The 21,884-nt window shown below is 70.4% G+C and carries 21 protein-coding genes and 3 tRNA genes; 18 read left to right on the forward strand and 6 right to left on the reverse strand.

The features are described 5' to 3' along the window. The first annotated feature begins 3 nt into the window (after positions 1–3). From ACFY1U_RS06425 to ACFY1U_RS06460, 8 genes are all read left to right on the forward strand, one after another. A complete protein-coding gene (locus ACFY1U_RS06425; RefSeq protein ID WP_390693657.1) occupies positions 4–729 on the forward strand; it encodes an NADH-quinone oxidoreductase subunit J in 726 nt (241 codons plus the stop codon). Continuing rightward, a complete protein-coding gene (nuoK, locus tag ACFY1U_RS06430; RefSeq protein WP_390693006.1) occupies positions 729–1,118 on the forward strand; it encodes an NADH-quinone oxidoreductase subunit NuoK in 390 nt (129 codons plus the stop codon). Before ACFY1U_RS06425 ends, nuoK begins: the two co-directional genes overlap by 1 nt. Continuing rightward, complete coding sequence (locus tag ACFY1U_RS06435) at positions 1,115–3,109, forward strand: NADH-quinone oxidoreductase subunit L (protein WP_390693007.1); 1,995 nt, start codon at positions 1,115–1,117, stop codon at positions 3,107–3,109. The genes nuoK and ACFY1U_RS06435 overlap by 4 nt, the downstream gene beginning before the upstream one ends. A gap of 6 nt (positions 3,110–3,115) precedes the next feature. After that, a complete protein-coding gene (locus ACFY1U_RS06440; RefSeq protein WP_390693008.1) occupies positions 3,116–4,690 on the forward strand; it encodes an NADH-quinone oxidoreductase subunit M in 1,575 nt (524 codons plus the stop codon). Beyond that, a complete protein-coding gene (locus tag ACFY1U_RS06445) occupies positions 4,687–6,207 on the forward strand; it encodes an NADH-quinone oxidoreductase subunit N (protein WP_390693009.1) in 1,521 nt (506 codons plus the stop codon). Before ACFY1U_RS06440 ends, ACFY1U_RS06445 begins: the two co-directional genes overlap by 4 nt. 193 nt (positions 6,208–6,400) lie before the next feature. After that, positions 6,401–7,264, forward strand: a complete 864-nt coding sequence (htpX, locus tag ACFY1U_RS06450; RefSeq protein ID WP_390693010.1) for a zinc metalloprotease HtpX — start codon at positions 6,401–6,403, stop codon at positions 7,262–7,264. Beyond that, positions 7,261–7,653, forward strand: coding sequence for a YccF domain-containing protein (locus tag ACFY1U_RS06455; RefSeq protein ID WP_390693011.1), 393 nt, complete (start codon positions 7,261–7,263; stop codon positions 7,651–7,653). Before htpX ends, ACFY1U_RS06455 begins: the two co-directional genes overlap by 4 nt. Before the next feature lie 120 nt (positions 7,654–7,773). Further along, on the forward strand, positions 7,774–8,340 hold the full coding sequence (locus tag ACFY1U_RS06460) for an SMI1/KNR4 family protein (RefSeq protein WP_390693012.1): 567 nt from the start codon (positions 7,774–7,776) through the stop codon (positions 8,338–8,340). Positions 8,341–8,524: 184 nt separating this feature from the next. Here ACFY1U_RS06460 and ACFY1U_RS06465 read toward each other — a convergent pair whose 3' ends face one another. Further along, positions 8,525–9,775 carry an APC family permease gene (locus tag ACFY1U_RS06465; protein WP_390693013.1) on the reverse strand — a complete coding sequence of 417 codons (1,251 nt, stop codon included), beginning with the start codon at positions 9,773–9,775 and terminating at the stop codon, positions 8,525–8,527. 154 nt (positions 9,776–9,929) lie between these two features. Between ACFY1U_RS06465 and ACFY1U_RS06470 the strand changes: the two genes are divergently transcribed. Beyond that, positions 9,930–10,196 carry a GlsB/YeaQ/YmgE family stress response membrane protein gene (locus tag ACFY1U_RS06470; RefSeq protein WP_390693014.1) on the forward strand — a complete coding sequence of 89 codons (267 nt, stop codon included), beginning with the start codon at positions 9,930–9,932 and terminating at the stop codon, positions 10,194–10,196. 137 nt (positions 10,197–10,333) lie between these two features. Here ACFY1U_RS06470 and ACFY1U_RS06475 read toward each other — a convergent pair whose 3' ends face one another. Then, positions 10,334–10,822, reverse strand: a complete 489-nt coding sequence (locus tag ACFY1U_RS06475; RefSeq protein ID WP_030945172.1) for a YajQ family cyclic di-GMP-binding protein — start codon at positions 10,820–10,822, stop codon at positions 10,334–10,336. A 233-nt stretch (positions 10,823–11,055) separates the two neighbouring features. On the opposite strand from ACFY1U_RS06475, the gene ACFY1U_RS06480 reads away from it, so the two are divergent. Then, positions 11,056–11,137: transfer RNA gene (locus ACFY1U_RS06480), tRNA-Tyr, on the forward strand. 204 nt (positions 11,138–11,341) lie between these two features. Here ACFY1U_RS06480 and ACFY1U_RS06485 read toward each other — a convergent pair. Then, entirely contained in the window at positions 11,342–13,831 is a 2,490-nt protein-coding gene (locus ACFY1U_RS06485; RefSeq protein ID WP_390693015.1) for an MFS transporter, read from the reverse strand. A 230-nt stretch (positions 13,832–14,061) separates the two neighbouring features. Between ACFY1U_RS06485 and ACFY1U_RS06490 the strand changes: the two genes are divergently transcribed. Continuing rightward, on the forward strand, positions 14,062–14,274 hold the full coding sequence (locus tag ACFY1U_RS06490; protein WP_390693016.1) for a hypothetical protein: 213 nt from the start codon (positions 14,062–14,064) through the stop codon (positions 14,272–14,274). Between the two features lie 81 nt (positions 14,275–14,355). Here ACFY1U_RS06490 and ACFY1U_RS06495 read toward each other — a convergent pair whose 3' ends face one another. Then, complete coding sequence (locus tag ACFY1U_RS06495) at positions 14,356–15,012, reverse strand: NAD(P)H-binding protein (protein ID WP_390693017.1); 657 nt, start codon at positions 15,010–15,012, stop codon at positions 14,356–14,358. 575 nt (positions 15,013–15,587) lie between these two features. Then, positions 15,588–16,892: an amidohydrolase family protein gene (locus ACFY1U_RS06500; protein ID WP_390693018.1), complete on the reverse strand. Its 1,305-nt coding sequence runs from the start codon at positions 16,890–16,892 to the stop codon at positions 15,588–15,590. A gap of 267 nt (positions 16,893–17,159) precedes the next feature. Here ACFY1U_RS06500 and ACFY1U_RS06505 point away from each other — a divergent pair. From ACFY1U_RS06505 to ACFY1U_RS06525, 5 genes are all read left to right on the forward strand, one after another. Beyond that, positions 17,160–17,232: transfer RNA gene (locus ACFY1U_RS06505), tRNA-Thr, on the forward strand. Between the two features lie 46 nt (positions 17,233–17,278). Further along, positions 17,279–17,351, forward strand: a tRNA-Met gene (locus ACFY1U_RS06510). Positions 17,352–17,440: 89 nt separating this feature from the next. Beyond that, complete coding sequence (rpmG, locus tag ACFY1U_RS06515) at positions 17,441–17,605, forward strand: 50S ribosomal protein L33 (protein ID WP_003948671.1); 165 nt, start codon at positions 17,441–17,443, stop codon at positions 17,603–17,605. Between the two features lie 199 nt (positions 17,606–17,804). Beyond that, a complete protein-coding gene (locus tag ACFY1U_RS06520; RefSeq protein ID WP_344403656.1) occupies positions 17,805–18,257 on the forward strand; it encodes a MaoC family dehydratase N-terminal domain-containing protein in 453 nt (150 codons plus the stop codon). A gap of 4 nt (positions 18,258–18,261) precedes the next feature. Then, entirely contained in the window at positions 18,262–18,690 is a 429-nt protein-coding gene (locus ACFY1U_RS06525) for a MaoC family dehydratase (protein WP_390693019.1), read from the forward strand. 50 nt (positions 18,691–18,740) lie between these two features. On the opposite strand, the gene ACFY1U_RS06530 is transcribed toward ACFY1U_RS06525, so the two are convergent. Continuing rightward, entirely contained in the window at positions 18,741–19,313 is a 573-nt protein-coding gene (locus tag ACFY1U_RS06530; RefSeq protein ID WP_390693020.1) for a hypothetical protein, read from the reverse strand. An 89-nt stretch (positions 19,314–19,402) separates the two neighbouring features. Here ACFY1U_RS06530 and ACFY1U_RS06535 point away from each other — a divergent pair, with 89 nt between their 5' ends. Together ACFY1U_RS06535 and ACFY1U_RS06540 are read left to right on the forward strand one after the other, a co-directional pair. Then, the gene (locus ACFY1U_RS06535; protein WP_390693021.1) at positions 19,403–19,972 is read left to right on the forward strand and encodes a TetR/AcrR family transcriptional regulator; all 570 of its coding nucleotides are present in this window, start codon (positions 19,403–19,405) and stop codon (positions 19,970–19,972) included. A gap of 117 nt (positions 19,973–20,089) precedes the next feature. Next, positions 20,090–21,532, forward strand: coding sequence for a DHA2 family efflux MFS transporter permease subunit (locus tag ACFY1U_RS06540; RefSeq protein WP_390693023.1), 1,443 nt, complete (start codon positions 20,090–20,092; stop codon positions 21,530–21,532). Positions 21,533–21,884 lie beyond the last annotated feature (352 nt).

Below are 21,884 nucleotides of genomic sequence, written 5' to 3' on the forward strand. Positions count from 1 at the left end.
CTGATCCCAGCCACCGCGACGGTGGCACAGGCCACGGCAGCCCACGCCCACGCCGCCACGGCCGCCGCCGGCGACCACGGCTTCCTCTCCCCGACCGGTGTCGAGATCGCCTTCCTCCTCGTCGGCCTCGCCACCTTCGGCGCAGCCCTGGTCACCGTCACCACCCGGCAACTGGTGCACGCCGCCCTGTGGCTGGTGGTCACCCTCGGTGGCCTTGCTGTCGAATACCTCCTGCTCACCGCCGAGTTCATCGCCTGGGTGCAGGTCCTCATCTATGTGGGTTCCGTCGTCGTCCTCCTCCTGTTCGGTCTGATGCTCACCAAGGCCCCGATCGGCCGCTCCCCGGACGCCGACTCCGGCAACCGGTGGGCCGCGCTCACCGTGGCGGTCGCCGCGGCTGCCGCCCTGGTCTGGGTCGTCGTCGACGCCTTCCGCACGACCTGGATCGACCTGGACGGCCCGGCGGCCGGATCCACCGCCGTCACCGGAGCGAGCCTCTTCCAGAACTGGGTTCTCCCCTTCGAGGCCCTCTCCGTCCTCCTCCTCGCCGCCCTGGTCGGCGCGATCGTCCTGTCCCGCAAGGCGAAGGCGGAGATGAGCACTCCCCCTGTGAACTCCCGGGCGGCAACCGGTGGTTCCCCATCCGTCCCTGATTCCCGTCATCACCCGATCGAGGGAAACAGTCCGGTCGAGGGAAACAGCCCGGTCGAGCAGGAAGGCGCCCGCTGATGCACCTCGCCTATCCCGCCGTACTCTCCGCCCTCCTCTTCTGCACCGGCCTGTACGGCGTCCTCGCCCGCCGCAACGCGATCCTGGTCCTGATGTCCGTCGAGCTGATGCTCAACGCCGTCAACCTCAACCTCGTCGCCTTCGACGTCTGGCTCAGCAAAACCGCCCAGGAAAAGCTGCACTCCGGTCAGGCCCTGACCCTGTTCACCATCGCCATCGCCGCCGCCGAGATCGGCATCGGCCTGGCGATCGTCCTCGCCGTCTACCGCAACCGCGGCACCTCGGACATCGACAAGCTTCGCGACAGCGCCGAGGGCCACGAGAGCGACGGCCCCGACGGCAACGCCCTCACGACGGAAGAGACCGGGAAGGCTGAGGCCACCGCGTGACCACGACCACCCTCGCCGTCCTCGTCCCCCTCCTGCCGTTCCTGGGCGCCGCCTGCGGCCTGCTCCTGGGCCGCACGGCACCCGGCTTCGTCCGCCCGCTCGCCGTCCTGCCGACCCTTGCCTCCCTCGTGCTGGCCGTGCTGGTCGCCGCGCGCCAGGGCGGCGACCAGACGATCGACGCCGCCACCGAGCTCACGCCCACCGGCTCGGTCCCCATCGAACTCGCCCTGCACATCGACGGCTTCGCCGCCCTCGTCGCCGTTCTGGTCGGCGTCGTAGCCACCTGCGTGCAGATCTACTCGACCGGCTACCTGCGCGACGACCCCCGCTACCCCTCGTACGCCGCCCTGGTCTCCCTCTTCACCTCCGCGATGCTGCTCGTCGTCTACTCCGGCGACCTGATCGTGCTGCTGGTCGGCTGGGAGATCATGGGCATCTGCTCGTACTTCCTGGTCGGCCACTACTGGGAGACCCCGGAGGCCCGCGCCGCCTCCATCAAGGCCTTCCTGGTGACCAAACTCGGTGACGTCCCCTTCCTCATCGGCCTGTTCGCCCTCGCCACCGATGCCGGCTCCTTCCGCATCACCAAGGTCCTCGGCACGGTCGCGAGCGGCGGACTCCACCACCCGACACTGATCGCCCTGCTGCTCCTGGCGGGGGTGGCGGGCAAGTCGGCGCAGTTCCCGCTGCACACCTGGCTCCCCGACGCGATGGCGGGCCCGACGCCCGTCTCCGCACTGATCCACGCCGCGACGATGGTGGCCGCCGGCGTCTACTTCATCGCCCGCCTCCTCCCGGTCTTCGAGGCCTCCCGGGCCGCGATGGTCGTCCTCGCCGTCATGGCGGCTGTCACGATGGTCGGCTCGGGTCTCGCCGCGCTCGCCCAGGACGACATCAAGCGCGTCCTCGCCTACTCGACGATCGGGCAGCTCGGCTATATGACCGGCGCCCTCGCCGTCGGCGACCGCGGAGCGGCCGTTTTCCACCTCCTGTCCCACGGTGCCTTCAAGGCGCTGCTGTTCCTCGCGGCCGGCGTGATCATCCACGCCGCCGGTACCAACTCGCTGGCCACCATGTCCCGCATGCAGGGCCTGCGCGAACGCATCCCCGACGCCTACTGGACGATGACCGTGGCGCTTCTCGCGCTCGCCGCCATCCCGCCCTTCAGCGGCTTCTTCTCCAAGGAGTCCGTCCTCGGCGCCGCCGAGCACGTGGCCGCCGGCCACGCCGGGCACGCACCCGTCGCTGCAGGCTGGATCACCCTGGTCGCCGGCCTGCTCACCGCCGTACTCACCGCGGCGTACGCGATGCGCCTGTGGCTGCTGGCCTTCCACGGCCGGGGTGCCGAGGCCCCCGACCACGGCCGCCAGCCGCTGACCATGACCGTGGTGCTGTGGGTGCTCGCCGTCCCCTCCCTCGCGCTCGGCGGGCTCGCCTACCGCTCGCTGCCCGACTGGTTCGACGGCCGGGACCTCACCCCGACGCTCACCACTTCCGTGCTCGGCACGGGCGTGGCCCTGGTCGGCGGCATCGTCACCTATGCGGCCTGGCGGCACACCACCGCCCTCGCGTACCGGGCCCCGCTCGGCGCGGTCGCGGCCCACCCCGAGGGCGACGCAGGACTCGTCGAGGCCGAGGCCATCGCCAGCCACGCGCCCGCCTACGGGGGAGTGGCGTATGCGCCCGACCCAGCGGACCCGGGACGGCTGCTGCTCGGCCCACTGCACCGGCACGCGGCCGTCGGCTTCCACCTCGACGCTGTGTACGCGGTCCTCTTCGTCCGCCCGGTCCAGGCCGGAGCGAGTCTCGTCCGCTTCCTGGACCGCGAGGTCGTCGAGACCTACGTACGGGGTGCGGGCGCCCTACCACGCCTGCTCGGTGCCGCCGTACGGCGCGCCCAGACCGGCAATGTGCAGACCTATGTGAGCGCGCTGCTCGCCGGCACCGTCGTCCTGGCGGTCGCTGTCCTCCTCGTCGCCACGGGAGCGTGAGCAGGCGTGATCGATATCAACGAGTCCGTGATGCAGTTCCTTCTGGCATTCGTCGTCGTCGGCCCGCTCCTCGGCGCCGTCGCCGCCCTCCTGCCCGCTCCGCCCGGACTGAAGGGGAAGTCACCCGAGCAGGCCGTGCTCCGCCACGGGGTGACCGTGACCGGCGCGGTCCTCATCGCCGCGATCGTCCTTGCGCTCGGCTTCGACCACGACCACCCGTCGAAGATGCAGGCCACGACCGACATCAGCTGGATCCCCGCACTCGACGTGCGGATCCACCTCGGCATAGACGGCATTTCCCTCCCCCTCCTGGTCCTGACCGCGCTGCTGACCTTCCTCTGCGCGCTGTACTCGTACTTCAACATGCCGGCGGGTCCGACCCCGAAGGCCTTCGTCGCGCTGCTGTTGGTCCTCGAGTCCGGCACCCTCGCGAGCTTCGCCGTCCTCGATCTGCTGCTGTTCTTCCTCGCGTTCGAGATGGTCCTCGTCCCGATGTACTTCCTCATCGCCCGCTGGGGCGGCGAGGGCCGGACCCAGGCCGCCTGGCGGTTCATCCTCTACACACTGCTCGGTTCGGTCGTCATGCTGCTCGGCCTGCTCCTGATCGGGATCAAGGCCGGCACATTCGACATGGTGGCACTCGCCACTGACAACGGCCGGTCGCTGACCGCATCCGTGCAGGTCATCGCCGTTTTGGCGATCGGGATCGGGCTCGCGGTCAAGACGCCGATGTGGCCGCTGCACAGCTGGCTGCCCGACGCCCATACCGCCGCCCCGACCGTCGGCTCGGTCCTGCTGGCCGGTGTCCTGCTGAAGATGGGTACGTACGGGTTCGTCCGGATCCTCCTTCCGATCGCGCCGGACGGACTCCACACCTTCGCGCCCTACCTCGCCGCCTTCGCCGTCGTCGGGATCATCTACGGTTCGCTGGCCTGCCTGGCCCTTGCCAAGCGTGGTGCGAAGGGAGATCTCAAACGCCTCATCGCCTACTCCTCCGTCGGCCACATGGGCTTCGTCCTGCTCGGCATCTCGACCATGACGCCGACGGGTGTGAACGGCGCCCTGTTCGCCAACATCGCCCACGGCCTCATCACCGGCCTGCTGTTCTTCCTGGTCGGCGCGCTCAAGGACCGCACGGGCACGACCGACCTCGACACCCTCGCCGAGGAGACCGGTGCCGCGCTCTACGGCAAGGCCCCCCGCCTCGGCGGTCTGCTCGCCTTCGGCGCGGTCTCCTCGCTCGGCCTGCCGGGCCTGGCCGGTTTCTGGGGCGAGATGCTGGCCCTGTTCGGCGCGTTCAGGCCCGCCGGCGACCTCAGCCGGCCGGCCTTCCTCACCTTCATGGCGATCGCGGCCTTCGGCACCCTCCTCACGGCCGCGTACATGCTGGTCGTCGTGCGCCGCGTCTGCATGGGCGCCGTACCCCAGGAAGCGCCGCAGCTCGCCGACGTCCACGCGTACGAGTTCGCGGCCTGGACCCCGCTGGTCGCCCTCACCGTCGCCGCCGGCCTGTGGCCCAAGGTCCTCCTCGGCCTGACCGACCCGGCCGTGCAGCAGCTCCTCTCAGGAGGCACCCGATGAGCTCCCTGGCCCAGCCGCTGGCCGCGAGTGCCGTCCAGTCCGTCGACTGGCTCGCCATCGCGCCACCCACCCTCACGGCGGTCGTCGGACTCGTCGTCCTCGTCGCCGACCTGTTCGTCGCCGACGCCAGGAAGGCACTCCTCGGCTGGGTCTCGGTCGCCGGCCTCGCCGCCTCCGCGCTCCTGCTGCTGCCCCTCCTGGACGGCGACCGCAGCACCTTCTGTGTGAACGGCACACACGCGTGCAGTTACACCGCGGACCGCTTCACGCTCGTCATCCAGTTCCTGGTCCTCGGCGGCGCCCTCCTCGCCGCCCTCCTGTCGGTGACAGCCCTGAAGGACGCCGACAGACAACTCCCCGAAGGGGAGTACTGGTTCCTGCTGCTCTCCTCCGCGGCCGGTGCCGCCCTGCTGCCCGCCTCCCGCGACCTCGCGACCCTGATCGTCGCCCTGGAGGTCGCCTCCCTGCCCGCTTTCGCCCTCGTCGGCATCCGGCAGGGCGACAAGAAGTCCTCCGAGGCGGCCCTGAAGTTCTTCCTGTCGTCGGTCACCGCGACCGCCGTCAGCCTCATGGGCATCAGCTTCGTGTACGCCACCACCGGCACCCTCTACCTCACGCAGGTCGCCGACCGGATCCAGCACGTCGACGGACAGCTCCACACGCTCGCCCAGACCGGTGTCGTCCTCACCCTCGTCGGCTTCGCCTTCAAGACGGCCGCCGTGCCCTTCCACTTCTGGGTCCCCGACACCTACGTGGGCGCACCCCTGCCCATCGCGGCCTATCTGTCGGTCGTCGGCAAGGCAGTCGGCTTCTCCGGCCTGATCCTCGTCACGGTCATCGCGTTCCCGTCGTACGCCGACGTCTGGGGGCCCGCGCTCGCGGCGCTGGCCGCGCTCACCATGACGGTCGGCAACGTCGGCGCCCTGCGCCAGCAAGCCACGCGCGCGTACAGCGCGGTACGGCTGCTCGCCTGGTCGTCGGTCGGCCAGGCCGGCTACCTCCTCGTACCGATCGCCGCAGCTGCCTACTCCGACAACGCCGAGCACTCGATCGGCTCCACGGTCGCCTACGCCCTCATGTACGCCGCCGTGAACCTCGGAGCCTTCGCGATGGCCGCACTGGTGGGCCGTACCAGGTCCGCGAACCGCATCACGGACTACCGCGGCCTCTACGCGAGCAATCCGGTCGCCGCTCTCCTGCTGGCCTTCTTCCTGCTCTGCCTGGCGGGACTGCCCCCGGGCATCATCGGCCTGTTCGCCAAGGTCACCGTGTTCTCGGCGGCGGTCGACGCGGGACTCGGCTGGCTGGCCGTGGTCATGGCCGTCAACGTCGTCATCGCCCTGTTCTACTACCTCCAATGGACGGCACTGCTGTTCCGCGCCCCCGAGGGCGAGCCCGTCAAGCACCGCCTCCCCGCGCCCCTCACAGCGGCGATCACCCTCACCGGCGTCCTCGGCGTCGCCCTCTCCGGAGCACCCCAGCTCGTCCTGCGCTTCGCCGGCACAGCCCTCTTCTGAGCCGACGCCGGCCGCCCAGGGCCGCCGTCACCCGGACGGCCCACTCAGGCCGCCGTACGCACAAGGGAACTAGTGGCCCCCGCCTGGCGTTGACCAGTACGGGAGGGTCCACTGGACGTGACACCACGGCACCAGTGGCACCGGAGATCAGCAAGCAAAGGGTTCCCCTGCTGCACGACTTGGAGGGCGTACCGTGCACCGCCGGCACAACGGGCTAAGGACCGCAGTTCTCCTCGGAGGACTGTCCGCCCTCATCATCGTCATCGGCAGCTTCTTCGGCCGCATGGGGCTCGTCGTCGCGGTTGTGATCGCACTGGGCACGAACGCGTATGCGTACTGGAACAGCGACAAGCTGGCGCTACGCGCGATGCGCGCGCGCCCCGTCAGCGAGTTCGAGGCCCCCGCCCTCTACCGCATGGTCCGCGACCTCTCCACCCAGGCCCGCCAGCCCATGCCACGCCTGTACATCTCCCCGACGGAGGCGCCGAACGCCTTCGCGACGGGCCGCAACCCGCGCAACGCCGCCGTGTGCTGCACGGAAGGCATCCTGCGCATCCTGGACGAGCGCGAACTGCGCGGTGTCATCGGCCACGAGCTGAGTCACGTCTACAACCGCGACATCCTCATCTCGTCGGTCGCCGGTGCCCTGGCCTCCGTGATCATGTTCCTGGTCAACTTCGCCTGGCTGATCCCGGTCGGCCGCTCCGATGACGACGAGGGTCCGGGCATCCTCGGCATGCTGATGATCATGATCCTGGGCCCGCTCGCGGCCTCCCTCATCCAGCTGGCCATCAGCCGCTCCAGGGAATACGAAGCCGACGCCTCCGGCGCACAGTTGACCGGCGATCCGCTCGCGCTCGCCGGTGCGCTGCGCAAGCTCGAAGCAGGTACCAGGCAGCTGCCGCTGCCGCCCGAGCCGCGCATCGAGACCGCGAGCCATATGATGATCGCGAATCCTTTCCGCCCGGGCCAGGGACTCTCCAAGATGTTCTCGACCCACCCGCCGATGGCGGAGCGCATCGCCCGGCTCGAGAAGATGGCAGGTCGCCCCCAGTGAAAACCATCCTGAACGTCATCTGGCTCGTCCTGAGCGGCTTCTGGCTGTTCCTCGCTTATCTTGCCGCGGGCATTCTTCTCTGCATCACGATCATCGGCATCCCGTTCGGCATCGCGGCGTTCCGCATCGGTGTCTACGCCCTGTGGCCCTTCGGGTACACGACGGTCGAGCGCCGGGACGCCGGCGCACCCTCCTGCGTCGGCAACGTCCTGTGGCTGATCCTCGCGGGGTGGTGGCTCGCGCTCACGCACATCGTCACCGGCATTGCCCTGTGCATCACGATCATCGGCATCCCGTTCGGCATCGCCAACTTCAAGCTGATCCCGGTCTCGCTGCTGCCGCTCGGCCGCGAAATCGTGCCGACGGACCAGCCGTTCGCCACTCGCTGACCGACGGGGACCAGGGCGAGGGGTGCCCGCTCACCCCCATCCGAGTGACCAGGTTTTCCACAGCCCGAAGGTTGCCCACAGGCCGGTCCGATTGTCAGTGGCGCCTTGCATCATGAACCCATGACCGAGAACGAGCAGTTGCTGGCACGGGTGTCAGCCAAGGCACACAACACCCGCCCGTGGGGCTGGCCTTCTCTTCCGGAGCCGGCCGACGCGTCCACGCTGGCACGAGCCGAGACCACCTTGGGCTTCTCCCTGCCTCCCCTGCTCGCCGACCTCTACCTACGCATAGGAGACGGCGGATTCGGTCCGGAGTACGGCCTGTTGCCCCTCCTCGACAGCCCCCCAGCCGGCGAGCCCGCCGCCGTAGTGCAGTACCTCGCCAACCGCGAGAGCGCCCGCAAGGACCCCGACTGGCCCTGGCCCGAAGGCGTCCTGCCGATATCCCACTGGGGCTGCGCGATGTACGCGTGCGTGGACTGCCGCACCCCGGAAGCCCCAGTCCTCCTCTTCGAGCCGAACGCCGACCACGCCGACCACGCCTGGTACGTCGACGCCCCCAGCCTCACGGCCTGGCTGAGGTCCTGGGTGGACGGCACGGGCTGGTACGAGGAGACGAACGAGGAACTCGAGATGATCCCTTGGACCGACTTCCGCATACGCACCACGGCGGCACGAGCGTCCTGACAGCCGCGACAGCATGCGTACGACAGCGCGGCGATCCCTCTGCTACGGCGACTGCGGAGATCCCGCGGACCAACAGATGGAAGAGCGTGCTCTGCCCCGACGCTGACGGCCGGCCATGCCCGCCCTCGGCCGGAAGCCTTGATCAGGTACCCCGCCCGCCCCGACTGGTGTTCGGCCCAGTGCGCTACCGCGCAGCCACCCATCGCCGTACGCCATACGCGCCCACACCCGCCGCCAACACTCCCGCGCCCACGACCACCGAAACCGCCGGCAGCGAGAACGCCAGCACCACGCACCCGAGAAGACCCACCGCAGGCAACAGTCGAGCCCTCGTGGCCGAACTAAGCGTCCAGGCAGAGGCGTTGGCCACGGCGTAGTACGCCAGCACACCGAAGGAGGAGAAACCGATCGCGCCTCGTACGTCCACCGTGGCGGCCAGGGCGGCGACCACGGTACCCACGGCCAGTTCGGCCCGGTGTGGCACCTGGTAGCGCTGATGCACGGCCGACAGCGCGCCGGGCAGGTGCCGGTCGCGGGCCATGGCCAGCGTGGTCCGCGAGACGCCCAGAATCAGGGCGAGCAGCGAACCGAGCGCCGCCACGGCGGCCCCCACCCGCACCACCGGAACCAGCCCCGGCACCCCGGCCGCCCGCACCGCGTCGGCCAGCGGAGCACCAGCACGCCCGAGACCGCCGGCCCCCAGCACGGACAGGACAGCCACCGCCACGCACACGTACACCGCCAGCGCGATGCCCAGAGCCAGGGGGATCGCGCGCGGGATGGTGCGCGCCGGATCCCGTACCTCCTCGCCCAGGGTCGCAATGCGCGCGTACCCGGCGAACGCGAAGAACAGCAGCCCCGCCGCCTGCAGCACCCCGCCCACCCCGCCCGAGGTGCCTACGTCCAGGCGCCCCGTGTCGGACATCCCGGACCCCAGGCACACCACCACGACGGAAGCGAGGACAGCCAGCACCACCGCCACGATCACCCGCGTGACCCACGCGGACTTCTGGACACCGCCGTAGTTCACCGCGGTCAGCGCCACCACGGCCGCGACCGCCACGGCGTGCGCCTGACCCGGCCAGACGTACGCCCCCACGGTGAGGGCCATCGCAGCGCAGGAGGCGGTCTTCCCGACCACGAACGACCAGCCCGCGAGATAACCCCAGAACGGGCCGAGCCGCTCACGCCCGTACACATACGTGCCGCCCGAAGCCGGATACAGGGCTGCCAGCCGTGCCGACGCCATGGCGTTGCAGTAGGCGACTACGGCGGCCACTGCGAGGCCGAGCAGCAGCCCGGACCCGGCCGCACGCGCCGCAGGCCCCAGGGCGGCGAAGATCCCGGCCCCCACCATCGAGCCGAGCCCGATGACGACGGCGTCGCCCACGCCCAGCGTGCGCCGCAGTTCGGAAGCAGAACCGGTCGATGTCATGTCCCGCACCCTACTGATCGCTGCAACCGATGAGTGCCGCTGCGACGTCCTGCTCATCAACAGAGCAGGACAAGCACGTGGCGCACAGCGGATCTTGACCGAAATCTCACTGTCCGGAAAGTGCAGGCACGGTGCGGAAGGGCAGGTTCACGGCATGACCATCATCAGCTGGATCATCCTGGGGCTGTTGGCCGGAGCCATCGCCAAGTTCCTGCTGCCAGGCCGCGACCCGGGCGGTTTCATCGGCACGACTCTCATCGGCATCGCGGGTGCGTTCATCGGCGGCTGGATATCGGCCCGCTGGCTGGACCATCCGATCACCAAGAACTTCTACGACGGCGCGACATGGGCCGCGGCGGTAGGCGGCTCACTCGTGCTCCTGATCGCGTACCGCATCCTGTTCGGCAACTCGCGCAACTGAGCACGACCGAGCACGCCCCGGACCGCAGCCAGCAGGCGAGAAGGGTGGGCACCCGCCGGGTGCCCACCCTTCCTCGCGGACCGGCGGCCGACGACGGCCGGCCGGTGACTGTCATCCGGCAACGGTGAAGCAGCGGCTCACCGGTAGTTCACGAACTGCAGGGCGAAGTCGAAGTCCTTGCCCTTCAGAAGCGCGATCACGGCCTGCAGGTCGTCACGGCTCTTCGAGCTGACACGAAGCTCGTCGCCCTGCACCTGCGCCTTGATGCCCTTGGGGCCCTCGTCGCGGATGATCTTCGCCACCTTCTTCGCGTTCTCCTGGGAGATGCCCTCCTCGATGGACGCGAAGATCTTGTACTCCTTGCCCGAGAGCTGGGGCTCGCCCGCGTCCAATGCCTTCAGTGAGATCCCGCGCTTGATCAACTTGGACTGGAAGACGTCGAGGACCGCCTTGACCCTGTCCTCGGAGTTCGCCTCCATGAGGATCTTGTCACCGGACCACGAGATCGAGGCACCCACGCCCTTGAAGTCGTAGCGCTGCGAGATCTCCTTGGCGGCCTGGTTGAGGGCGTTGTCGACCTCCTGCCGCTCGACCTTCGAGACGATGTCGAAACTGGAGTCGGCCATGTCCTGTGGCTCCTTGTATCGGTGCGTGATGGGGTGCGTACGGGGGCGTATCGGCGTACGTGGGGGCGGGCGCCGAGCCCGGCATGGTCCCGGGCCGCATCCGGACAAGCCTAGCCACCCGTCGTCCTCCGGGCGCAGATCAATCGGGTGGCGAAGCACCCCTCGGCATCGGGTATTGTTTACGTCGTTGCCAGGGAGCACCGCCGAAGAGCGGTTCGAACGGCAGCAAACCCGGCGGTGTGCCCGAGCGGCCAAAGGGAGCAGACTGTAAATCTGCCGGCTCAGCCTTCCCAGGTTCGAATCCTGGCGCCGCCACTTTGATGAAGAGACCCCCTCTGATCTGCGGAAACGCAGATCAGAGGGGGTCTCTTCATGTACCGCCGTCGCCGTCACGCCATCAGGCCGGACCGCCCCCACGAACTCCTCCGCTCAAGGTGTCCGTGCGGGCCGTGGCTCACGGTCGGTCCGGATTGTTTCCGGCTGTGGGTGGACTGGCCTGCTCCTGCGCTGCGGGCGCAACTACTCTCCGCTGTGCGCAAGTTCGATGTCGTGGTCGTCCGTGCCGGCGCCCGACACCGTCAGCGTTGCCGCATGCGGGGGATAGCCCGTCGCGATGACCGTGTACGCGCCGCTGTCCAGGTCGGAGAAGGCATACACGCCGTCGTGCCCGGTCCGGGTCGTGGCGACCACGTTGCCCGCGGCGTCCACCAGGGTGACCCGGGCGTCGCTCAGTGGGGTGCCCGAGCCGCGTACCGTGCCCCGGACGTGCGCGCCGGGCCGGAGCTCCACCTCGATGCGTGTGGTGCCCGCGCCGCCGATCTCGACGGGCAGGGCCAGCGGGCGGTGCTTGGCGGAGTTGACGGCGAGCGTCACCGTCCCCGGCACCAGGTCGGTGACCGTGAACTCGCCCAGCACGTCGGTCCGTCGGGTGGTCAGCACCTCCCCGCGCACATCGGTCACGATCACCACGGCGTCGGCGACCGGTGCCCCGCTGTCGGCAGACCGCACCAGCCCGGCGAGACCGCTCGTGCCGCTCAGCAGGACGTCGTACGAGACCGGCCCCTCGGCGACAACGAGTGTCGAGGCCTGCGGCTGGAAGCCGTCGGCGGAGGCGATCAGGACGTACGAACCGGCGGCGGGCGCGTCGACACCGTACGAGCCGGCGGCGTCCGAGACCGACCGGCTCAGCTGCGTTCCGCCCAGCGAGATGAGCGTGACCGCGGCCCCCGCGACGGGGACCCGCTCCGCCGCCAGGACATGACCGCTCACCGGGATTCCACCGCCGTCGGAGCCGCTCACCCCGTCAGGCCCGGCGGCCGCGACGGAAGCCGCTGAGGACGCGGACCCAGGCGAGGGCCTGCCTGAGCGCGCGGCCGACAGGCCTGGTGCACCTTTCCCGATCGCACCTTCCCCGATCGCGACCGCCGCCGCGGACCGTCCCGGCGCACCCTCCTCAGCCGGGCCGGGCGCCCCGTTCTCGCTCCCGGCCGCGGACGGCGTCGTAGCAGACGCCAGGGCTGTCGCCGTAGCGGATGCCTCTCCGGTGGCAGCGCTCTTCTCGGACGCGGAATCGCCCCCAGTCCCAGCCGCCCGATGCCGCGGAATGAAGGACGCGACGGCGAAGGCGAGCAGCGCCGCTCCGCCGCCGATGGCCAGAACGGTCTTGAAGCCGTTCTCCGAGGGGAGAGAGGCCCCGCCGAGGTCCGTGGTCATCTGCGACAGGATGACGCCGGCGACGGCGCTGGCGGTCGACGTACCGATGGATCGCATCAGGGTGTTGAGACTGTTGGCGGCGCCCGACTGGGACGGGGGCACGGCGCCCATGATGAGGGCGGGCATGGCGCCGTATGTGAAGCCGATGCCGGAACCGATGACGCAGGACACCAGGACGAACTGCCAGACCTCGGACATCAGGAGGATCTGCAGGCCGTAGCCGGCTGCCACGATCAGCGAGCCCAGCATGAGGCTGGCTTTCGGGCCCCTGGCCTTGGAAAGGGCGGCCGAGACGGGAGCGATCGCCATCATGACCAGGCCGGAGGGAGCCATGACCAGGCCGGCGGTCAGCAGCGACTTGCCCAGACCGTAGCCGGTCGCCTCAGGCAACTGCAGGAGCTGCGGAAGCACCAGGGACATCGCGAACATGCCGAAGCCGAGGGCTATCGAGGCGAGGTTGGTGACCAGTACCTGCCGGCGGGCGGTGGTGCGCAGGTCGACCAGCGGCTGCTCGGTCCGCAGCTCGTACCAGCCCCACAGCAGCAGCACCACGACGGCCGCCCCGAACAGGCCGAGCGTGGTGCCGTCGGCCCAGCCCCAGTCGCCGCCCTTGGAGATGCCGAGCAGCAGGCAGACCAGGCCGGCCGCCATGCCGAAGCCGCCGACGACATCGAAGCGGCCGCCCGTGCGGACCTTGGACTCGGGGACGACGAACAGCACCAGCAGGAGCGCCACGGCACCCATCCCGGCCGAACTCCAGAACAGTACGTGCCAGTCGAAGTTGTCCGCGATGAGGGCGGCAGCGGGCAGGCCGAGAGCACCACCGACGCCCAGCGAGGCGCTCATCAGCGCGGTGGCCGAACCGAGCCGTTCGGCGGGCAGCTCGTCCCGCATGATGCTGATGCCGAGCGGGATCACACCACCCGCCATGCCCTGCAGCACCCGCCCGACGATCATCGGCGCCAGGGAGTCGCTGAGCGCGGCGGTGACCGATCCGGCGACCAGCAGGACCAGGCTGACCAGGAGCATGCGGCGCTTGCCGTACATGTCTCCCAGCCGGCCCATCATCGGGACGGCGACGGCGGCGGCGAGCAGCGTGGCGGTGACGGCCCAGGCGGTGTCGGACGCGGGGGCGTTCAGGAGCTTCGGCAGCTCAGGGACGATCGGGATCACCAGGGTCTGCATCAGCGAGACCACGATCCCGCCGAAGGCCAGGACCGCTACGACGGCATTGGCCCGCGGCGCTGCGGACACCACCCCGTCGTCGTCGGCGGGCCGGGGGAGTGCGTGGGACATGGGTCGGGCCTCCGTGGGCAAGGGGCATCGGGTGTGCGCGACACCCTTAAACCAAGTCAGTTGATTGACTTAAGCAAGTGTGGTCGGATGGTGTGGCGCCTCGGTGAAGGCTTCGGGGGCGACAGGGGCCGCGGGGGCTCCAACGGTGGCACGGTGGCGCGCGAGTCCATGCGGAGTCCGGAGCGTGCGCCCCGCGCACAACACACCCCCGCCCGGGGCACACTGACCCCATGTCCACTCGCCGCAGACGCTGCCCCGAATGCCGTCGCGAGATCGCCGTCGTCGCCGGACGGTTCGCTCGTCACGACCCGCCCGGCGCGCGCGAGAACGGCGTACTCGTCTCCTGCCCCGGCTCGCGCCGCCCGGCACAACTCGACGCGGCCCAGCCTTCACTGGACGGATACGTCGTCCCGGAGATACCTGGCCAACTGCCCCTGTTCTAGAGCCTTCCAGAGGGAGTTGCAGCAAACCCGGAGGGAGCTCCTCCAGTCGCATCCCCCTCCGGTATCCCTCGCCGTCCGCCCTCAGTTCCCGGCCACCGACTTCACCGCGACCGACACGGGCGCCGATCCGCTGACCAGTTCCAGGATCAGGCCGGCCGTCGCCGGGGTCTCCACCAACTCCGCCAGTACGGCGGCCACGTCGTCGCGGGGGACGGCGCCGCGGCCCGTGTGGGCCTCCAGCCGTACGAGGCCGGTGCCGGCGTCGTTCGTCAGCATCCCGGGACGCAGAATCGTCGCGTCCAGGGCGTCCTGCCGCAGCACATAGGCGTCGGCCTCGCCCTTCGCGCGCAGATACACGTCGAAGATGTCGTCCCCCTGGTGCGCGGGATCGGCGCCCATCGACGAGACGACCACATGTCGTCGTACGCCCGCCCGAACCGCCGCGTCCGCAAACAGGATCGCTGCCCCCTTGTCCACCGTGTCCTTGCGGGCGGCACCGCTGCCGGGACCCGCACCCGCCGCGAACACCGCCGCGTCGGCGCCCTGCAGATGCGCCGCGACCTCCTCGACCGAGGCCGACTCCAGATCGAGCAGAACCGGCTCGGCACCGGCTTCCCGCAGGTCGTCGCCCTGTTCGGCGTGACGGATGATCCCCGCGACCTCATCTCCGCGCGCAGCGAGCAGCCGCTCCAGCCGCAGCGCGATCTGACCATGACCACCAGCGATGACAATGCGCATGTTTCCGACCGTACGCCCGGACGGCCGCGTCCGCCGCACGACTTGAGCCACGCCTCAGGGCGCGCACGCGGAGCGCGCAGATGGAAAGTGCGCGCTGGGCGCGTGACCCCCGACCATGCGCTCCCGGCGCACGTCGCTGAGGCACGCACTGCCCGCTCGCTCCTTACGCAAGATCTCGGAAGGGGCTCTGGTGGCATGCGTTTCCGTCGCTCGAACCGGCGGCGCGGCTCCGCATCGGTCCGCCAGGAGGTCGGAGCGCGACGCAACGGACGGCACCGAGGCCCTGCTGTTCGACGCCACGCTCGCCGCGACGGACATCGTGATCACGCCGGGCAGGCGCGCACACCCGGCGTGCGCGCCCCGCGCACAAGTCCAATGCCGACCGCCCCTAACGCATACACGCGCCCCCACCACGCCCCTCTGCCCTCACCACGCCCCTCTGCCCTCACCAACACACACACCGGGACTGCTCACCGCCCCGCACCTCCGCAACGCGTCCCCGCAATGCGCCCTCCGCAACGCGCGCCCCAAGAACGCGCACCCTCACCACGAGCACCCCCGCTCCCTCCCACCCCTCACGACAACTCCCCCCGCCCCTGCCGAGGCAGCCCCAGCTCCGCCGCCGCGGCCGAGTTGCAGTACTCCCGTACCGCGCTCGTCCGCGCCACCACCCGCCCCCGGTGCACCACGATGCGGCTGTACGCCAGCGACAACGCCCCCGCCAGCCGGTCGCCGCGCAGGGCCAGCAACTCGGCCGGGAAACCCGCCTCCACCCGCACTTCGGGCAGCCCCATGGCCGATCGCGCCCAGGAACTCACCGCGTCGTACGAGTCCTCGGGCCGCAACCCGTACCGGGAGGCCAGCAGATAGGCCGCCTCCAAGGGGTCCCCGCGCCCCACCGGGTTCGACGAGTCGCGCAGGGCGCCGCTGCCCGCGGCCACCCGTACACCGGCCGCCCGCAGCAGCCGTACCGGAGCCGTGTCGCGCCGGTCGGTGCCTCCGCAGCCGCCCTGGGGCAGACACACCACCGTCACCCCGGCCGCCGCGAGCTGGTCGGCGGTGCGCCGCGCCGTCTCGGCGGGCAGCCGGCCGAGGCCGCCGCACGGTCCGAGCGTCACCCCGGGACGCAGCCCCCCGGCCATCGCGGCGATGCGGGCGAGACGGGCCGGATCGGCGGCGTCGGTGTGCAGGTCGACGGGGCAGCCGTGTTCGGAGGCGACCTCGAGGACCGCCTCCACGTACCCGGTCGGATCCGGGTCCAGGTCCGGACAGCCGCCCACCACGGAGGCGCCCATCTTCAGGGCGTCCCGCAGCATCGCCAGGCCCTCCGCCCCGGCCACGCCGGTCAGCATGCGCGGCATCGCCACCGTCGTCAGTTCCGTCAGCCCGCGCAGCGAACGCCGCGCCTGGAGTACGGCGCCCAGCGCGCCCAGCCCCTGAACGTCGCCCACGCGCACATGTGCCCGCAGCGCGGTCGCCCCGTGTCCCAGCTGCAACAGCGCCGCCTCGGTGGCGCGGCGCTGGACGTCCTGGGGCTCGTACGAGGCCGGCCCGTCGTCCTCGGCGGACAGCGCGGTGTCCCCGTGCGCATGCGGTTCGGCCGGGGCCGGCAGCAGCAGATAGCCGCTGAGATCCACCCGCATGCCGCAGTCCCGCGCTCCGCCGGCAGCCAGGCTTCCCGCCGTGCCGACCGCCTCGATGCGCCCGCCGCTCAGCCGCACGTCCACGGTCCGGCCGTCGGTCAGCCGGGCCCCGCACAGCAGCAGGGCGGCCGGGTCGTCCACCCGTCCCGAGGACCCCGGAGAACCCGAGGACCCCGAAGAGGAGGACGAGCCCGAAGAGGAGGACGAGTGGGGTGGCTGCGGCTGGCTGTCGGGCATCGCACTCCAGGGGCTCGGGGGCTGCGCAGGGGAACGCAAGATCACGCAGAGTGAGTCGAGCCTAGGGTGGCGATCCGCCCGTGTCGGGGAGGAGCGCAATAGTCGTACCGGTGTGGTCCGCCGTATCGCAGCGGCCTCAGTGGCTCCTGGGAGAGCCGGGAAACGGACCCGGGCAGGGGCCCGGGCCGCCTGTGGAACAGGCCGGAACGGGGGCCGCGAAACGGATTTGGGTGAACGGCGGCCGAGCGTGTAATGTCTTCATCGCTCGCCCCAATAGCTCAGTCGGCAGAGCGTCTCCATGGTAAGGAGAAGGTCTACGGTTCGATTCCGTATTGGGGCTCTGGTGTGTGAGGTTCCCGTCGCAAGGCGGGAACGGATCGCATCACAGCGGTGTAGCTCAGTCGGTAGAGCAAGCGGCTCATAATCGCTGTGTCACCGGTTCAAGTCCGGTCACCGCTACTGACAGTAGCCGATTGCGGGGTCGGTCCTTCGATCGGCTACTCTTCTATGCGTTAAACCGTCCCATCCGTTCGTCAAGGAGCACTCACGTGGCTGCCACCGACGTCCGCCCGAAGATCACGCTGGCCTGCGTGGAGTGCAAGGAGCGGAACTACATCACCAAGAAGAACCGGCGCAACAACCCGGACCGTCTTGAGATGAAGAAGCACTGCCCGCGTTGCAACGCGCACACCGCGCACCGCGAGACGCGATAAATCAGGCTCGTACGCGAGGCCGTCCCCACTAGCGGGGGGCGGCCTCGCGGCGTTTCAGCCCCGGTTACCGGCCGGTTCCGGCCGATCACAGGCGGCAGGACAGTCATCCGGCGGACATCCGCAGCCGTCAGCGGCCGGCACTCGGCGGATGGCAGTGAGTAGTCAGTAGTCAGCAGGCAGACACAGGAGGTGCCGGGCCATGGCGCTCGACCAGTCCTTCGTGGGGCGGAGCTACCCGCCCACCGAGCCCTACGAGGTGGGCCGCGAGAAGATCCGCGAGTTCGCCGAGGCGGTGGGGGACCCCAACCCCGCGTACACGGACCCGGAGGCCGCCAAGGCACTCGGTCACCCCGACGTCATCGCCCCGCCGACCTTCGTCTTCGCGATCACGTTCAAGGCGGCCGGACAGGTGGTCCAGGACCCCCAGCTCGGCCTGGACTACAGCCGGGTCGTCCACGGCGACCAGAAGTTCTCCTACGTCCGCCCGGTCCGCGCCGGCGACCGGCTCACCGTCACCTCCACCATCGAGGCGATCAAGTCCATGGCCGGCAACGACATCCTGGACATCCGCGGCGAGGTCCACGACGAGGCCGGCGAACACGTCGTGACCGCCTGGACCAAGCTCGTGGCCCGCGCGGCAGAGGAGGCGTGACCCGATGACAGCGAAGATCGCATACGAGGACGTCGAGGTCGGCACCGAGCTCCCCGCCGGGACCTTCCCCGTGACCCGCGCCACGCTCGTCCAGTACGCGGGCGCCTCCGGGGACTTCAACCCCATCCACTGGAACGAGAAGTTCGCCAAGGAGGTGGGCCTCCCGGACGTCATCGCGCACGGCATGTTCACCATGGCCGAGGCGATCCGGGTGGTCACCGACTGGACCGGCGACCCGGGGGCGGTCGTCGAGTACGGCGTCCGCTTCACCAAGCCCGTCGTCGTGCCGAACGACGACCAGGGCGCCCTCATCGAGGTCAGCGCCAAGGTGGCGGCCAAGCTCGACGACAACACGGTCCGCGTGGACCTCACGGCGACCAGCGCCGGGCAGAAGGTGCTGGGGATGTCACGGGCCGTCGTACGGCTGGCCTGAGGGGCACGACTGACGTGATGTAAGGGGCGTTCTCCCTGGCGGAGCGCCCCTTACGACGTCTCAGCCGCCCTCCGTGCTCGAGGCGGGTCGGGTGCCGTGTCGTCGAGCGCGGCGCGAGCGGCAGCGGTGAAGGCGCTGATTCGTTCGGAGACCCTGGTCACCTCGACGGCATGTCGTTCCACGAACTTCACGTTGCCGTCGAACGCACCCTCCGCCGAGTCGCGCCACGCGAGCAGCGTCGTCTGCATCGAGTGCAGGGCCGTTTTGACGCCGTGGGCCAGCTGTTCCACCGCCTCGGGACCTTCGACGGCGAGAGCGGCCCAGGCCGCGTGGACCGCCGTCAGGTGGTCGTGGGCGGCCCGGAGCCGACGGTCCGCCTCGCCCACGTCCACATCGCCGATCAGCGATCGGGCGGCCTGTTTCAGCGCGTTGCCCGCTTCGTGCGCGGGCGCGAGGAAGGCGCTGTAGGCGTCCCGCCGGGCCTGTCTGCGCCACTGGGCATGGTCGATTCCGGCCTGGGCCCGTAACTGCTGACGGCTCGACCATCCGGAGATGGCCGCGGCGGCCACGGTGCCGAGAACGCCGACCGTCGCCCCCAGCAGGGCCGCGATTCCCTGATCCACGAGGCGATTGTGCCGTCTCCGCCGACCTCTGGAGAGTGCGTCTCCGCCACCCCTTGACCTAGGTAGTGATTGAGTACTAACTTACTTGCATGGTCAGGATGAGCGCAGAAGAGCGGCGCGAGAGCGTCATTCGGGCGGCGACCACGGAGTTCGCCCGCGGCGGCTACTACGGGACGTCGACCGAGGCGATCGCCAAGCGGGTCGGTGTCTCACAGCCGTATCTCTTCCGGCTCTTCCCGGGCAAGAAGGCGCTCTTCCTCGCGGTGGCGCAGCGGTGCATGGAGGACACCATCCGCACCTTCGAGGAGGCCGCCAAGGGGCTGGAAGGCGAGGAAGCCCTGCGTGCCATGGCGAACGCGTACACCAAGGTCATCGCGGAGCAGCCCGAGCGGCTGCTGATGCAGATGCAGATGTACGTCACCGTGGGCGCCGCCGAACAGGCGGGCGACCCCGAGTTCGGCGAGGCGGTGCGCGACGGATGGATGCGGCTGTGGGACACGGTCCATCTGCCGCTGGGTGCCGACACTGACGGGACGACGACGTTCATGGCGTACGGAATGCTCATCAACTGCCTGGTGGCCATGGGTTTTCCTCCCGGGCATCGAGTCTGGGAGGGGCTGTATCCAGAGGCGCGGCTGGAAGGCCGTCTGGAGAAGTAGTGCACGCATCCGCGGGAAAGGCGCCGCAACCGCCTTTTCATGCCCGCGAAAGTTAGTCATCAATAACTAACCATCTGAACAGATCTACCGAGCGACTGATCACCCTCTGGGGGAGCGATGTCACAGCAGACCGCACGTCGCGGGGGAACCGTCTGGGCCCTCGTCATCACCAGCGTCGCCGGATTCATGGCGGCCCTCGACAACCTCGTCGTCACCACCGCCCTGCCCTCCATCCGCAAGGACCTGGGCGGCGCCCTGGGCGACCTGGAATGGACTGTCAGCGCCTACACCCTCACCTTCGCCGTCCTTCTGATGTTCGGCGCGGCACTCGGCGACCGGTTCGGCCGCCGCCGGCTCTTCCTCGCCGGCCTCACCGTCTTCACCGGCGCCTCCGCGGCCGCGGCCATGGCGACCGGCATCAGCTCCCTGATCGCCGCCCGTGCGGTGCAGGGCGTAGGCGCCGCGATCATGATGCCCCTGACGCTCACCCTCCTCACGGCCGCCGTGCCCGCGGCCAAGCGCGGGATGGCGTACGGCATCTGGGGTGCCGTCAACGGCCTCGCCGTGGCCTCCGGCCCGCTGATCGGCGGCAGCCTCACCGAACACGTCTCCTGGCACTGGATCTTCTGGCTGAACGTTCCCCTGGGCCTCGCCCTGCTGCCGCTGGCCCGTCTGCGCCTCGCCGAGTCGTACGGCACCGGCGCACCGCTCGATGTCCCTGGCACCCTGCTCGCCAGCGGCGGCCTCTTCGGGATCGTCTACGGCCTGGTACGCGGCCCCGCCGACGGCTGGACCGCTCCCTTGGTCCTGACCGGCCTCATCGCCGGAGCCGCCCTGCTCACAGCGTTCGTCGGCTACAGCCTGCGCGCCAAGAACCCCATGCTGCCGATGCGGCTGTTCCGCTCCCGCGCCTTTTCCGGCATCAACGCCGCGAGCCTGCTGATGTTCCTCGGGATGTTCGGCTCGATCTTCCTGCTCAGCCAGTTCATGCAGGGCGTCCTCGGCTACTCGCCCACGGAGGCGGGCCTGCGCATGCTGCCCTGGACCGGCATGCCGATGATCGCCGCGCCGATCGCCGGCGTCCTGTCCGACCGCATCGGGGGCCGCCCCGTCGTCGCCACCGGCCTCTTCCTGCAGGCCGTCGGCCTCGGCTGGATGGCTTCCGTGGTGGCGCCCGGCGTGTCCTACGCCGCCCAGCTGCCCGCCCTGATCATCAGCGGCGTCGGCATGGGGCTGTACTTCGCGCCGGCCGCCAACCTGGTGATGTCCAGTGTCCGCGCCAAGGAGCAGGGCATCGCCTCCGGGGCCAACAACGCGCTGCGTGAGGTCGGCGGCGCGCTCGGCATCGCGATCATGTCGTCGATCTTCTCGGCGCAGGGCGGCTACGAGTCCGCGCAGACCTTCGTCGACGGCCTCCAGCCGGCGCTGGTGACCGGGTCCGCGGTCGTCGCGCTTGCCGGAGTGGCGGCGCTGCTGATCCCGAGGCGGCGCGCCACGCAGCCCGCGGCGCCGACGCCGACGGACGAACCCACCCCGACGCTGGAGCTGGTCGCGGGTTGACCCCCACCGCAGTGGCCCCGCCCGCAAGGGCGGGGCCACTGCGTACGCCCGGCGCCTGAACGTACGGCGGCCGGGCGCCGATGCCCGCAACTGCCCGCAGACGGAGGCGGAGAAGCGGAGACGAGGTACGCACCCGCAGCCGCGCACGGCGGGAAGGGGATGGGGCGGGGGGTGTCCGCCCGCAGCGGCCGGCGTCAACCCCGAGCACGACTGCAGCCACCAGCAACCGCCGGACCGAGGACGGACCCCCCCCGGCCCGGGCCCCCCCCCCCCCCCCCCCCCCCGGGCCCCCCGCCCCCCCCCCCCCGGGGGGGCGCGGGGGCCGGGGCGGGCGGCCGCGGCCCGGGCCGGG

Source organism: Streptomyces sp. NPDC001351, from assembly GCF_042896045.1.
Taxonomy (GTDB): domain Bacteria; phylum Actinomycetota; class Actinomycetes; order Streptomycetales; family Streptomycetaceae; genus Streptomyces.

Coding starts and splice junctions, on each gene's coding strand:
- ACFY1U_RS06490 (WP_390693016.1), top strand. CDS start 14,062: ATGTCCACTCGCCGCAGACGCTGCCCCGAATGCCGTCGCGAGATCGCC.
- ACFY1U_RS06475 (WP_030945172.1), bottom strand. CDS start 10,822: ATGGCCGACTCCAGTTTCGACATCGTCTCGAAGGTCGAGCGGCAGGAG.
- ACFY1U_RS06485 (WP_390693015.1), bottom strand. CDS start 13,831: ATGTCCCACGCACTCCCCCGGCCCGCCGACGACGACGGGGTGGTGTCC.
- ACFY1U_RS06525 (WP_390693019.1), top strand. CDS start 18,262: ATGACAGCGAAGATCGCATACGAGGACGTCGAGGTCGGCACCGAGCTC.
- ACFY1U_RS06470 (WP_390693014.1), top strand. CDS start 9,930: ATGACCATCATCAGCTGGATCATCCTGGGGCTGTTGGCCGGAGCCATC.
- ACFY1U_RS06520 (WP_344403656.1), top strand. CDS start 17,805: ATGGCGCTCGACCAGTCCTTCGTGGGGCGGAGCTACCCGCCCACCGAG.
- ACFY1U_RS06495 (WP_390693017.1), bottom strand. CDS start 15,012: ATGCGCATTGTCATCGCTGGTGGTCATGGTCAGATCGCGCTGCGGCTG.
- ACFY1U_RS06445 (WP_390693009.1), top strand. CDS start 4,687: ATGAGCTCCCTGGCCCAGCCGCTGGCCGCGAGTGCCGTCCAGTCCGTC.
- ACFY1U_RS06500 (WP_390693018.1), bottom strand. CDS start 16,892: ATGCCCGACAGCCAGCCGCAGCCACCCCACTCGTCCTCCTCTTCGGGC.
- ACFY1U_RS06465 (WP_390693013.1), bottom strand. CDS start 9,775: ATGACATCGACCGGTTCTGCTTCCGAACTGCGGCGCACGCTGGGCGTG.
- nuoK (WP_390693006.1), top strand. CDS start 729: ATGCACCTCGCCTATCCCGCCGTACTCTCCGCCCTCCTCTTCTGCACC.
- ACFY1U_RS06535 (WP_390693021.1), top strand. CDS start 19,403: ATGGTCAGGATGAGCGCAGAAGAGCGGCGCGAGAGCGTCATTCGGGCG.
- ACFY1U_RS06540 (WP_390693023.1), top strand. CDS start 20,090: ATGTCACAGCAGACCGCACGTCGCGGGGGAACCGTCTGGGCCCTCGTC.
- ACFY1U_RS06460 (WP_390693012.1), top strand. CDS start 7,774: ATGACCGAGAACGAGCAGTTGCTGGCACGGGTGTCAGCCAAGGCACAC.